Raw genomic sequence first — 12,594 nt, 5'->3', positions numbered from 1 at the left:
AGAGCGTTTCGGGTTTTACCTGAATCACTCTGTGACACGAATGTCCCGAGAACGCCGCAGGCGTGGCAGGGTATTCGTGTCTCAAGTTAAATCCGAAACGCTTTAGCAGATCATCCAAACACTTAAATCCAAGCCGGGGTGCGATGCGCTCCGGCTTTTTTTGTTGCCTGCAAAGGTTATCAATTGGTGTGCGTGGGGTTCGTTTCGGTCAGAGGGTGTAAACACACGGCACCGCACTGTGGCGCGCAATCAAATTGCCGACTCGACAGCCTTAGGAGGACGCCCGTGTCACAGACTTCACCCCGATTGAACCTTCCGTTCCTGCAGCCCTCGCAAGCCCAGAAACACGTCACACACAACGAAGCCTTGCGGCAGCTGGACCTGATCACGCAATTGACGGTGGCCTCAACAGACGCCTCCACGCCCCCTGCGGTCCCGGATCAGGGTGAGGTGCACGCGCTGGGTGCCGCCGCCACAGGCGATTGGAGCGGACAGGCCGGAATGCTGGCGGCCTGGCTCGACAATGCCTGGCACTTTGTCTCACCCGGCATTGGCTGGCGCGCCTGGGATGAAAGCGCGGGACAGATCAAAATCTGGGATGGCAGCGCCTGGGTCGACGCGCCGGTTCCGATGCAAAACCTCGACGGTTTGGGGATTGAGACCAGCTATGACAGTACCAACCGTTTGTCGGTGCGGTCCCCTGCAACATTGCTCAGCCATGAGGGCGCGGGCCATCAGCTCAAGATCAACAAGGCTGATGCGGGCGACACCGCCTCCCTTTTGTTCCAGTCCAACTGGACAGGCCACGCCGAGATGGGGTTGGCAGGCAGTACCGGGTTTTCGATCAAGGTCTCACCCGACGGCGCCACATGGACGGACGCGCTCAGCTTTGATCCTGCGTCCGGGATCGCCAGCGGCGCCGCCATTCAGACCAGCGCAGACGACACGACAGCCGGCCGCCTGATGCGCGCGGATTACGGCTATGGCCCGGGCAATCTGCTGGGCGCAGTGGCTGAAACCAGTGGTGTACCGACCGGGGCAGTTATTGAACGCGGGTCAAACGCAAACGGCGATTATGTGCGCTTTGCGGACGGCACCCAGATCTGCACTATCGCCCTTCCCGCCACGGCCTGCACGAATGCCCAAGGCGCTCTGTTCGCCAGCGACGCGGCAGTTTGGGATTTTCCAATGGCCTTCGCCCCCGGAACAACCGTTGCGCTCGGCGGAAGTGGCGGTGCAAGCACCCGGTTCATGGGGTTTGATGCGCCGACCGGCACTCAGGTCGGCTACACGGTCCTGTCCACTGCAAATGATGCAACTGAATTGGCAGCGACGGCCACGGCCATCGGGCGCTGGTACTAAACGGCCAAAGTGCCCGGGTCACAGCCCGGGCTTTCCCAAACGCGAACACAAGCGCAACTTGCCCATGGGCATGCAGGGCACGCGGTTGGATCAGGGTTTCAGTTCGTTGATCGACGTCACCCCGATCTGGGCCATTGTGATGCTGAGCTCTTGGCTGAACACATCCCAAAGCTGCTGCAGACCCGCCTCGCCCGCTGCGGCCATGGCAAACTGCAGAACCCGGCCAAAGAACACAAAGTCTGCACCCGCAGTCAGGGCCTTGGCGACATCTTCTCCGCTTAGCAATCCGCTATCGTAAAACAATGGATACGCATGGCCCACGGCAGAGCGGATCTGGCGCAAGGCATCAAACGCCGCCGGGGCGCTGTCCAATTGCCGCGCGCCGTGGCTTGAGACCTGAACGGCATCCGCCCCAGCCTCTTTGGCGGCCAGTGCATCCTCAGAGTTCAGAATCCCCTTCACAACCAGCGTCCCATCCCAACGATCGCGAAGCTGCGCCAGCGTATCCCATGTTGCCTTTGCCCGGCTTTCCGTGCGGTCAAAGTCGTAGCCATCCATCAGAAAATTGCCCATCTGCGGCTTTCCGGCCTTCAAGGTCGCCAGAGACCATCTGGGATGCAGCGCGAAATCCACGAACTGACGCGGCCCGATACGGAAGGGCATCTTGAACCCGTGGCGCAGCTCTCGCGGGCGGCGGCCGACCTCGGGGACATCGACGGTCAGAACCAAGGTCTCGTACCCCGCCGCGCGCGCCCGGTCGACCAGCTTGAGCGTCCCCGCACCGTCCCCGCTGAAGTATAGCTGGAACCAGGCGTTGCCCTCGGCCTGCTCGATGATCTGCTCCATGGGGGTCGAGGCTACGGTCGACACCCCCAGCGGCACCCCATGGCGCGCGGCCAGACGCGCCAGCATCAGATCGGCGCCTGGCGCAGACAGGTTGCACATGCCCATCGGCGCGATGCCAAAGGGTCGCTGCGCGGGTTTGCCAAAAACCTGCGTTGCCAGTGACCGGGTGCTTACATCCCGCAACACACGCGGCTGCAACGTCATCGCATCCAGCGCGGCGCGATTGCGGGCCGCCCCGACCTCGCGCCCGGCGGCCCCGTCAATATAATCGAACACCATCCACGGAAGACGCCGCTGCGCCAGACGGCGGGCATCTTCGGCGCTGTGGATGGTGTTGGCCGGCATCAGCCCTCGACGGCTTTCATGAACCGGTCGCGGATCGCCACAGGGTCCATCGTGATCGGCGGCATCTTGGCATTGCCGCTTTCGCATTTGCTGACGATGATGGTCATCTGCTTGGCGTCCAGCGCCTCTTGCAGCACGCGGCCGGTGTCTTCGGCCTGGCATTCGATCACCCGCTCGCACCCTGCTGCCTCAGCCATTTTCGCCAGCGAGGTCTTTTGTCCGGCATAGGTCGGCTGATCCCCGGTTGAGCCATAAGAGCCATTATCCACGATCAGCAGGATGTAGTTGTCCGCCACGTTGTTCGCGATGGTCGGCAGTGTGCCCAGATTGGTCAGGATCGAACCATCCCCGTCGATCACGATCACCGGTTTGGGTTGCGACAGCGCCAGCCCCAGTCCGATGCTTGAGGCCAACCCCATGGTGCCCAGCATATAGAAATTGCTGGGCTGGTCGTCGATGGCGTGCAGTTCCTGGCTGGGGATGCCGATATTGCAGACCACCAGTTGGTCCCGCAGGATCGGGGCGATTTCTTTCAGAATCTCAGAACGGATCATTGGTCGCCATAGCCTCCCCAGAAATTGGCATCGGTCAGAATGGCGACCGGCTTGTTGCACATGAAGGTGTATTTCAGGATCGCATCCAGTTCCTCGACATCCTGCTGGTGGTGGAAGTGGTAGGTCGGGATGTTCAGTTGCGCCAGCAGCGCCTTGGTATGCACGGCCATTTCCACCTGACAGGCGATGGGTTCGCGCAGCTCTCCGCGATACGAGATCAGCATGGGCAGCGGCATCCGGTAGTACTGGATCAGCGTGGCCAGCGTGTTGATCGTTACCCCGATGGCGGTGTTCTGCATGATGATGGCGGGGCGCTTGCCGCCCATCCAGGCACCTGCGCACAGGCCCATACCTTCGTCTTCCTTGTTCGAGGGGATGTGGTAGATGCCCTCGCGCCGGTCAATCTCATCAATGACCCCGGCCAGTTGCTTGCACGGGACGGTGGTGACAAACGAAATACCGTTTGCCACCAGATCGTCGGTGATCCTTGTGTCTATATTCATCTGCGGTCTGTCAGTCCTGTTTGGGGCGCAAGGCGCGCGATTGGCGGTTAGATTTGGCGATGGACATGCACGGCACATCTGGCGTGGCGAACCACGCGCGATGCGGTCGAGCCCAGGAAATAGTCGCTCAGCCCCGGTTTGTGTGAACCGATGACGATGCAGTCGAACCCGTTTTCGTTGGCGTAGTCGATGATGGTACGGGCGGTGTGCCCCTTGACGATTTCGGGCGAGACGCCCTCAAGCCCTTCGGTCTTTTCGCGCAGCAGCATCGAAGCCGCGCGAAAGCCGTCAGCAACCATATCCTTGTCGAGATAGGCACTGACCGAGCCCTGCGGCATCTCATAGACATGCAGGGCTATGATCTCGGCTCCGGCGGCGGACAAGGCACGGGCCACTTCCAGCGTGTGCCCGGAAATGCCGTGATCCAAGGCCATGGGAACCAGAATTTTCTTATACATACATCCCTCCGTTTCTGCCGGGCCTAGCCCCAGGGGGCGAGGATGACTTTCGGGGCCGCCACATCCCCCTTGCGCAGGTCGCGAAACGCCTGTGATCCTGCCGAGAGGGGGCGTTCCTCGATCCAGTCGAGCGCACCCAGACGGCCGTCAAAAATCGCCTGAGCAGTTTGGCGGAAATCCTTGGCCGTATAAGTATAGGTGCCGATAAACGTGATCTCCTGCAAGGTCATACGGCGAATATCCAGCCCTCCGGCGTCTTCGCCCAGCCCGACATGCACGATCACGCCCCCCGGCTGCACCAGGTCTGAGGCGGTGGTGCGCGTCGCTGAATACCCCACCGCGTCGATCACCAGAGGAAAGTGATCCTGAACCGCACTGACCACGTGAAACGCACCTGTATCTTGCAGATAGGCCCGCCGCAGGTCGCTGGGCTCGGTGATCACGACCTCTGTGACCCCCATCGCGGATAAGGCCAGCGCGGCGGCAACCCCGATGGCCCCGCCGCCGATCACCAGCGCCCGGCGATCCATTGACGGGTGCAGAGCCTCAAGGCCCAATCGCACGGCGTGCCAGCCCACGGCCAGCGGTTCCGCCAGGGCGGCTTTGGCGAAACTCACATGGTTCGGCACCTCAACCAGATTGGTTTCAGGCATGGCGACATATTGGGCAAAGGCCCCTTCGCGCGGCGGCATCGAGATGATCTGGCGCGTCGGGCACAGGTTCTCGCGCCCTGCCAGACAGGCCGCACATGTGCCACAGGTGACCAGCGGATTGATCGTCACCCGCACCCCGTCGCGCGGGCCTCCGACGATGATCCCGGCCGCCTCATGCCCCAGAATAAGCGGGGCTGGGCGGCGCGCGTCGTGGCCCAGAAAGGCGTGCATGTCCGAGCCGCAAATGCCAACGGCCTCGACCCGGATCAGATGCTCACCGTCGCGCGGGTGGGTGTCGGGCACATCCCGAAACGCCACTTGTTCCACAGCTTCATAAACCAGCGCCTTCATTTCGCCGTGAACCCCCCGTCAACCATCAGCACCTGCCCGGTGACATAATCCGAGGCACTTGAGCACAAAAACAGGATCGGCCCGTCAATGTCTTCCAGCCGCCCGTTTCGCTGGATACAGGTCTGGGCGGCGTTGCGGGCCGCGCGGTCGGGGTCATCGAATACGGCTTGCGTCAGCTCGGTCGGAAAGAACCCCGGCCCGATGGCGTTGGCGGTGATGCCGTGAGGGGACCACGCTTCGGCCATGGCGCGGGTCAGTTGGCCTATGCCTGCCTTTGTCGCGCCATAGGCGATGCCACCGGGAAAGGCGCGCGTGGTTTGCAGGGATGCGAAATTCACGATCCGCCCCCAGCCACGCTGCTTCATCGCGGGCACCATCGCCTGGCTCAGGAAGAACGGCGCGCTGAGGTTCAGCGCCACGGTCGCATCCCACCCTTCGGCCGAAACATCATCCGCCGCCTCGCGGGTGTTTATGCCCGCCGCATGAACAAGAATGTCCGGCGGGCCGAATTTGGCCCCAACCCGCGCGACAAGCGCATCCATGCCGGACCGATCCGCAACATCGGCGATGACGGTATCGGCCGCCTCTCCCAGTTCGTCCTGCAGGTCGGCCAAAGCCGCGGCGCGGCGGGCCACGCCGATCACGCGCGCACCAGCAGCGGCCAGCGTCACAGCCACCCGACGACCCAGACCAGAACTGGCCCCGGTGATACAGGCCACCCGCCCCGTCAGGTCAAAAAGCTGTCTGGGGTCATCCATCTGCGGTCAGGTCGAACTGTTCGTCGGGGAAATACTTGGCCAGACGCACATCGGCGGCGCGGGCATGCCCCTCCATCCCTTCCAGCCGTGAAATCCGCGCGGTCGCCACGGCAATGGATTTTGAGCCTTCGCGCGTGGCACGCTGCCAGGTGACGATCTTCATGTATTTATGCACGCTCAGCCCGCCCGTATAGCTGGCCGCGCCCGAGGTCGGCAGTACGTGGTTGGTGCCGGTGGCCTTGTCGCCATAGGATACGGTCGTCTCTTCGCCCAGAAACAACGAACCATAGCAGGTCAGCCGGTCCAGCCACCAATCCAGATCATCGGCCTGAACAGTCAGATGTTCGGGGGCGTATTCGTCGGAACAGGCGGCCATTTCTTCGCGGTCGGAACACACGATAACCTCGGCATAGTCCCGCCACGCGGCGGCGGCGTTTTCGCGGTTCAGCTCGGGCAGATCGTCGATCAGCGATGGCACCAGCTCCATCACCTTTTGCGCCAGCGCGCGATCATCCGTCACCAGCCAGACGGGCGAGTTGTAGCCATGCTCGGCCTGACTGACCAGATCGGTGGCCACCACATGCGCGTCGGCGCTGCTGTCGGCCAGGATCAGACTGTCGGTCGGGCCTGCGATCATGTCGATGCCGACCTTGCCGTAGAGAATGCGCTTGGCCTCGGCCACGAACTGATTGCCGGGGCCGACAAGGATGTTTGCACGCGGCAAACCAAACAAGCCATAGGTCATCGCCGCCACGCCCTGAACACCACCCATGGCCAGAATGCTGTCAGCGCCGCAGATATGCGCGGCATAGACAATTGCGGGCGCGACCCCCTCGCCCGGTCGGGGCGGAGAACAGGCGGTGATGTGGCGGCACCCGGCCACCTTGGCCGTCGTCACAGTCATGATCGCGCTGGCGATATGGCTGTAGCGCCCGCCGGGCACATAGCATCCCGCCGCATCCACCGGGATCGCCTTTTGACCGGCGACAAAGCCCGGCACGATCTCCATCTGAACATCCGACACGGTGGCCTTCTGCGTTTCGGCAAAGCGGCGCACGTTGTCATGAGCAAAGCGGATGTCTTCCTTCAGCTTCTCGGGCACCAGCGCGATAGCGGCGTCGATCTCGTCCTGGGTCATCAGGACGTTGCCCTCGAACTTGTCGAACTTGGCGGCATATTCCAGCGCCTTGGCATCGCCTCCTGCCTCAATATCGGCCAGGATGGTCTTGACCGTATCATGCACCTCAGTGGCATGAGATTGCGCCGTCAAAGTCGCCTTTTTGAGATAGTCACGGGGCATAGTCAGCAGGTCCTATTGGTAGATTTCAGGAAGCAAAGTGGTCGACACCGCAGGCACATAGGCGATCAGGATCACCACGATCAGCATGGTCAGAACAAAGGGCACGGCGCGGGCCGCGATCTTGAGGATGGACTCGCCCGTGATGCCCGAGACGACGAACAGGTTCAGCCCCAGCGGCGGGGTGATAAAGCCCACACCCAACGCGGTGATCATCATGATGCAGAACTGGATCTCATTCATGCCGATGTTGTCCGCCAGCGGTTTCAGGATCGGAGCAAGGATCACGATATTCGGTGTCGTCTCCATGACACAACCCGCGGCGATCAGGATGCCGATCATCAGCAGGATCAGCAGATACGGATCATCGGTCATCGAAGTCACGGCAGTCACAAAACCCTGCGGCACGCCCATGATCGCCAGCGCCTCGGCCAGCGGGGCCGAAAAGGCGATGATCGGCAGGATCACCCCGTTCACCTTGGCCGAACTCACCAGCATCGACGGGAAATCAGCCAGTGTCAGCGTGCGCAGGATGAAGCCCATGATGATGGTGACGACCACGGCGGTCGCGCCCGCCTCGGTCGGCGTCAGGCGGCCCGAGAAGATGCCGTAGAAGATGATCCCCGGCACGATGAACGCATACCAGCCGGATTTCAGCGCTTTGCCCAGATTGGCCAGCCATTCGCCCATCGTCATCATGCCACCGCCCTCATAGGCGTAGATGCGGTTCATGATAATGTTGGTCACAAGGATCGAGATCAGAATGGCCAGACCGGGGATCAGCGCGGCCAGAAACAGCGTGGATGCCGAAATCCCCAGCACAAGACCGATGATGATATAGGCGATCGAGGGCGGGATCAGGATGCCGGTACAGGCCCCGGCGGCCACCAGCGCACAGGCATAGGGGCGGGGATAGCCGCTTTCGACCAGTCGGTTGATGGTCATCCGACCCACAGCAGCCGCGCCCGCGGCGTCCGAACCCGAGATCGCGGCGAACATGCCACAGACCAGAACCGTAGCCGATCCGAAACCGCCCTTGGCAAAACAGGTCAGCGCCTCGGCCACGTCCAGAAACTTGCGCGACAGGCCAGTGCGGACCAGAACGTCGCCCGTCAGGATGAACAGCGGCACGGCGGTCAGGGCAAAGGCGTCGATACCAGTGAACAGGCTTTCGCCCACAAGGCTCAGCGGCAGGTCGCCGGACATGACCAGCATGACGATGGCCGCTGTGCCGATGGCGGCCCAGACGGGCACGGCCAGCGCAATCAGGCCAACGAACAGGATGACAGGCAGGTAGAAATCCCAACCCAGTTCAACAGTTTGATTGAGGGAACCCCAAAGCATCGTGATCTCCCTCAGTCAAACAGCTTGTCGCCTTCGAAGACGGGCTTGCCCTCCCTCAGGCATTTCAGATCGCGCATCAGGGACTGGATCAGCCGCCAGATCATCAACGCAAAACCGGTGGGCACGGCCATCAGGAACCAGACCTTTGACACCCGCAACCCATCCGTGACCGATCCGAACTTGGCCGAGACATGCACCGCCTCATAGGACCAGTAGAGCGCAATGACCGCCACACCGAACATCACCAGATCGCCAAAGATATACAGCAGCGCCTTGGGGCGCGGCCCGAGGTAGTGCATGATCACGTCGATGCGAATATGGGCGCGTTCCTTGACCGCCGCCGCAGCGCCGATCCACGCAAGGTAGATAAAGGAATAGCGGACGATCTCTTCGCCCCAGATCGACGAGAATGCAAAAATCTCGCGCCGAAGGACCTCGATGGCCATGGTGATGACCAGCATCACGTAGAACACCAGCAGCAGCCAGCGCTCGGCATTGCGGTCTATGTTTTGAAGTAGGGTCATCTGTTCCCTCGGCGTGCGGGCAGTCAGGCGCGCCTTCTGGTCCGGGCGTTTACCGGCCTGACTGCATGAGGTTGTGGCGGGCGATCAGGCGTCGTGGACGTAGTATTTGCCCTGCGTACCTGCGGCCTCGACCAGTTTTTCGAACGCATCCATCGATCCGGCGAGTTCGGTCTTGAACGGATCCCATTCGGCGTTCTGATAGCCACCGACGCTTTCCCATTCGGCCAGTTGATCGGAACTGAGCGAATGGAACTCGACCCCTGCCTTGTTCAGCTCGGCCATCGCATAGGCGCGGGCCGACGGCACTTTGGCCAGGTTCTGATGGCTGGTCATTTCCGCACCCCACATGATGCCTTCCTGCACATCGGCGGGCATCGAGTTGAACCACTCCAGGTTACAGGAATAGACCTGACTGTCCGGCACCGCCTGCGTGAAGGTCACGTGGCTGAGGATGTCCTTGAAGCCGAACACAAACAGCGCGCCCACCGAGGGATCGAGCGCATCCGCCACACCCTGCTTGATGGCCGAGGGCGTCTCACCCCAGGCAACCGGCGTCGGGTTCGCGCCCGCCATACGGTAATATTGCTGCAACATCTTGGAACCCGGAACGCGGAATTTCACACCGCTCATGTCGGCTGGCGTAATAATGGCGTTGCCGCCCTGACGCACCGCAACCACGCGCGGGTCGATCACCACATAGAACAGCGCCTTGAACCCGGCGGCCTCGACCTTGGGGTGCACTTCGTTCTTCCATGTGTCGGAGGTCACAAGATTAGTGAATTTCTGGTTCGAGCCGCACAGATACGGCATGTTGATCAGGTCAACGGTCGACGCAAAGGGCGCGAAATTCGACAGCGAATGCTGAGCCGCCTGAATGGTGCCGCCCTGAACCTTTTGCACCAGCGATCCGCCCGCACCCAGCTGACCACCCGGCGCCAGTTTCACATAGACTTTGCCGTTCGTGGCGTTCTGGATGTTTTCCTTCAGGTCCAGCTGCATGATCGGATAGCTGCGCGACGCGCCCAGCACATAGGCCGTGGCGATGGTCATCACGTGGTCGGCGGCCTTTTCACGCTCGCTTTCTTCCTTGGCGGTCTGCGCTGCGGCCTCGGACGACCACAACACGCCCCCCGCCCCGGCAACCAACGCCGCCGTAAATGCACCCGTAGCGCTGAGTTTCAGAAAGTTGCGGCGCTCTGCCGAGGCCAGTTCAGTTCTGTCGTCATTCATTGATTGCCCTCCCAAGCAAAAAAGTCAGCTGTCGCTTTCTGCGTCGCGGTCAGCCTCCTTTTTCAGAATTGCGACAACGAACAGGATCGACGCCGCGAACAGGACCAACATTTCTCCGACATCGCCAAGAAACGCGCCGCCCGCAAAAGCCCCCATTGCAACATTCGCAAAGTAGATCACGAAGACGATGATGGATGCGGTCAGAAACATTTTCCCGGACTCTCCCAAGATTCGGTCCAAGGTCATTTGTAAGCGCTTACATGCAAAATGCAAGCGCTTACATATTTGCTTTCATAAAGCCCCCATTGCGTCTACACTTATAGGCAAATGCAAATGGCAGGTTTGAGAATGTCAAAACTTCGAACGGCACCGACGCTGGATGATGTTGCCAAAATGGCCGGAGTTTCGACCGCAACCGTGTCGCGCTGTCTGAACTCTCCTGACCGGGTGGTCGAAGCGACGCGCCAGCGGGTTCAGTCTGCTGTGGATGCGCTGGGGTATATGCCCAACTTTGCCGCGCGGGTGATGGCGGCCAAACGCAGCCTGACCATCGGGGCCATCATCCCAACCATGGAAAACGCGATCTTTGCCCGTGGTCTGCAGGCGTTTCAGGAAGAGTTGCACGCACACGGATACACGCTGCTGGTCTCAAGCTCGGCCTACAAACCCGAGATCGAGGAAGAACAAATCCGAACCCTCATCGCGCGCGGGGCGGACGCGTTGCTGCTGATCGGCCATGACCGCGACCCGCAGATTTATCAGGAGCTTGAGCGCCGGAAAATCCCCGCCCTGATCGCGTGGTCGTTTCTGCCGGATGCGCAATTGCCGTCGGTCGGGTTTGACAACCGCGCCGCCATGGCTGAGCTGGCAGATCGTGTGATCGGGCTGGGGCACCGACGGATCGGGGTGATCTCGGGCATTCGCGAGGGCAATGATCGCGCGCGGCTGCGGATCAAAGGGATTGAGGATGCGATCTTTCGCCAAGGCATGTCGCCATCGGACCTGACAATCATCGAAACGCCCTATGAAATCGAAAACGGCACTGCGGCGTTTGACACATTGATGTCGCAGGGCGTTCGGCCCACCGCGATTCTGTGCGGCAACGATGTTCTAGCCGTGGGGGCCCTGCATCGGGCGCGCGAACTGGGGCTGAACGTGCCGCGGGATGTGTCGATCACCGGGTTCGATGATATTGAGCTGGCACGCATTGCCTTACCCGCCCTGACAACCGTTCACGTTCCGCATCGGGAAATGGGGCGCAGGGCAGCTCTGGAACTGGTTTCGATGCTGGAAAAGCAGTCGGACGGAACGGGCGCGAGATTGACCACGCATATTGTCGACCGTCAATCGCTCGGACCGCCGGCCACGCCCTAGGCGGCCTCGGCCTCCATAGTGCGGAAATCGGTCCTCAGCCAGTTGTGGCTGTTTCCCATCGGGTCGGTAAAATGCTGCCGGATCAGCTGAGTCATCACCTTCTGGATCAGCTTTGAGGTCGTTTCGGGATACACCTCGGTCGTGAACAGCGACACCGTCCGCACAAAGTTGCGCCCCGGAAACGGGATGGCCTTGACGCTGTCGTGGAACCGTTGGGCGCGGTGGAAACAGGCGGCTGTCGTGATCGCCCAGCCGCTGCCCTCGGCCACCAACCCGATGATCGAGTGGTTGCACTCCATCTCGAACCGGTTGGGCAGGTTGTATTTGCTGCGGGTCAGCTGAATCTCAATCTGTTTGCCGATCATGTAATCCCGCGAATAGCGCAGCAAGGGCAGTTCCGCGTCGGGCTTGAACAGATCTTCGGGCGCGCCATGGTAAGAGTTGGGCAAAATCACGATGAACGGATCGCGCATCAGCGGGTATTCGATCAGACCTTCGGTCCGTTCCGAGGGGCGCGTGGCGACCCCGGCATCCAGCTTATGTTCCTGCAGATTGGCGATAATTTCATGGCTGGGGCGAGTGTAATGGCGAAAGCTGCAGCGCGGCAGGGCCTGCGCCAGAAAACGGAACAGATCGGGGGCGATCTGATTGTCGAAATCATCGATCAGAGCCAGGCGCAGATCGGTTGCATGTTGCCAGTTGCCTGACCGTATTTCAGCCTCGCCCCGCTTCAACACGGTCAGCCCGTCGCGCACATAGCGGGCAAAGACCTCACCCGCTGGTGTCAGGCCCATCGGTCGGCGTCCGTGGTCGACCAGTTCGACCCCCAGCGCGCTTTCAAGGCTGCGCAGGTGATTGGACACGGTACTGATCGACAAACCGGTTTCGGAGGCGACTTGTTGAATTGATCCCGATTTGGCGACCAGCCGGAACACTTCCAGCCAGCGCAGGCTAAGAGACTTCGACACGGACCTCACCCATTGTTTCGATTTCTT

Annotated in this window: 14 protein-coding genes; 2 read left to right on the top strand and 12 right to left on the bottom strand. The window is 61.2% G+C overall.

All coding sequences use genetic code 11. The features are described 5' to 3' along the window. The first annotated feature begins 285 nt into the window (after nt 1–285). A complete protein-coding gene (locus tag ACRZ94_RS14955; protein ID WP_480654699.1) occupies nt 286–1,362 on the top strand; it encodes a DUF2793 domain-containing protein in 1,077 nt (358 codons plus the stop codon). Between the two features lie 90 nt (nt 1,363–1,452). Here the strand turns inward: ACRZ94_RS14955 and ACRZ94_RS14950 are convergent, their stop codons facing one another. The 11 genes from ACRZ94_RS14950 to ACRZ94_RS14900 all read right to left on the bottom strand — a co-directional run bounded on the left by ACRZ94_RS14950 (nt 1,453) and on the right by ACRZ94_RS14900 (nt 10,435). Continuing rightward, nucleotides 1,453–2,553, bottom strand: a complete 1,101-nt coding sequence (locus ACRZ94_RS14950; protein WP_480797694.1) for an alpha-hydroxy acid oxidase — start codon at nt 2,551–2,553, stop codon at nt 1,453–1,455. Further along, on the bottom strand, nt 2,553–3,107 hold the full coding sequence (gene comE / locus ACRZ94_RS14945) for a sulfopyruvate decarboxylase subunit beta (RefSeq protein WP_480797693.1): 555 nt from the start codon (nt 3,105–3,107) through the stop codon (nt 2,553–2,555). Before comE ends, ACRZ94_RS14950 begins: the two co-directional genes overlap by 1 nt. Then, nucleotides 3,104–3,610 (bottom strand): sulfopyruvate decarboxylase subunit alpha, encoded by a 507-nt coding sequence (gene comD, locus ACRZ94_RS14940; protein ID WP_480654693.1) that lies wholly within the window; start codon nt 3,608–3,610, stop codon nt 3,104–3,106. Before comD ends, comE begins: the two co-directional genes overlap by 4 nt. 47 nt (nt 3,611–3,657) lie before the next feature. Continuing rightward, nucleotides 3,658–4,068, bottom strand: coding sequence for a universal stress protein (locus ACRZ94_RS14935; protein WP_480797692.1), 411 nt, complete (start codon nt 4,066–4,068; stop codon nt 3,658–3,660). A 23-nt stretch (nt 4,069–4,091) separates the two neighbouring features. Continuing rightward, nucleotides 4,092–5,072 carry a zinc-dependent alcohol dehydrogenase gene (locus ACRZ94_RS14930; protein WP_480797691.1) on the bottom strand — a complete coding sequence of 327 codons (981 nt, stop codon included), beginning with the start codon at nt 5,070–5,072 and terminating at the stop codon, nt 4,092–4,094. After that, nucleotides 5,069–5,830, bottom strand: coding sequence for an SDR family NAD(P)-dependent oxidoreductase (locus tag ACRZ94_RS14925; protein ID WP_480797690.1), 762 nt, complete (start codon nt 5,828–5,830; stop codon nt 5,069–5,071). The genes ACRZ94_RS14930 and ACRZ94_RS14925 overlap by 4 nt, the downstream gene beginning before the upstream one ends. After that, nucleotides 5,823–7,130 (bottom strand): histidinol dehydrogenase, encoded by a 1,308-nt coding sequence (gene hisD / locus ACRZ94_RS14920; RefSeq protein ID WP_480797689.1) that lies wholly within the window; start codon nt 7,128–7,130, stop codon nt 5,823–5,825. Before hisD ends, ACRZ94_RS14925 begins: the two co-directional genes overlap by 8 nt. A gap of 12 nt (nt 7,131–7,142) precedes the next feature. Next, nucleotides 7,143–8,471: a TRAP transporter large permease gene (locus tag ACRZ94_RS14915; protein WP_480654683.1), complete on the bottom strand. Its 1,329-nt coding sequence runs from the start codon at nt 8,469–8,471 to the stop codon at nt 7,143–7,145. Between the two features lie 11 nt (nt 8,472–8,482). Continuing rightward, nucleotides 8,483–8,995 carry a TRAP transporter small permease gene (locus ACRZ94_RS14910; protein ID WP_480654681.1) on the bottom strand — a complete coding sequence of 171 codons (513 nt, stop codon included), beginning with the start codon at nt 8,993–8,995 and terminating at the stop codon, nt 8,483–8,485. Between the two features lie 84 nt (nt 8,996–9,079). Next, the gene (locus ACRZ94_RS14905) at nt 9,080–10,225 is read right to left on the bottom strand and encodes a TRAP transporter substrate-binding protein (RefSeq protein WP_480654679.1); all 1,146 of its coding nucleotides are present in this window, start codon (nt 10,223–10,225) and stop codon (nt 9,080–9,082) included. Between the two features lie 24 nt (nt 10,226–10,249). Further along, nucleotides 10,250–10,435 carry a hypothetical protein gene (locus ACRZ94_RS14900; RefSeq protein WP_480654677.1) on the bottom strand — a complete coding sequence of 62 codons (186 nt, stop codon included), beginning with the start codon at nt 10,433–10,435 and terminating at the stop codon, nt 10,250–10,252. 138 nt (nt 10,436–10,573) lie between these two features. On the opposite strand from ACRZ94_RS14900, the gene ACRZ94_RS14895 reads away from it, so the two are divergent. Then, on the top strand, nt 10,574–11,599 hold the full coding sequence (locus ACRZ94_RS14895; protein ID WP_480797688.1) for a LacI family DNA-binding transcriptional regulator: 1,026 nt from the start codon (nt 10,574–10,576) through the stop codon (nt 11,597–11,599). Here the strand turns inward: ACRZ94_RS14895 and ACRZ94_RS14890 are convergent. Continuing rightward, entirely contained in the window at nt 11,596–12,567 is a 972-nt protein-coding gene (locus ACRZ94_RS14890) for a LysR family transcriptional regulator (RefSeq protein WP_480797687.1), read from the bottom strand. The two genes, ACRZ94_RS14895 and ACRZ94_RS14890, sit on opposite strands and share 4 nt — an antisense overlap. Nucleotides 12,568–12,594 lie beyond the last annotated feature (27 nt).

It is taken from the genome of Ruegeria sp. CH10 (assembly GCF_056537125.1).
The sequence above is the reverse complement of the archived record's forward strand: the minus strand, read 5'-3'. Positions and strand labels throughout refer to the sequence as shown.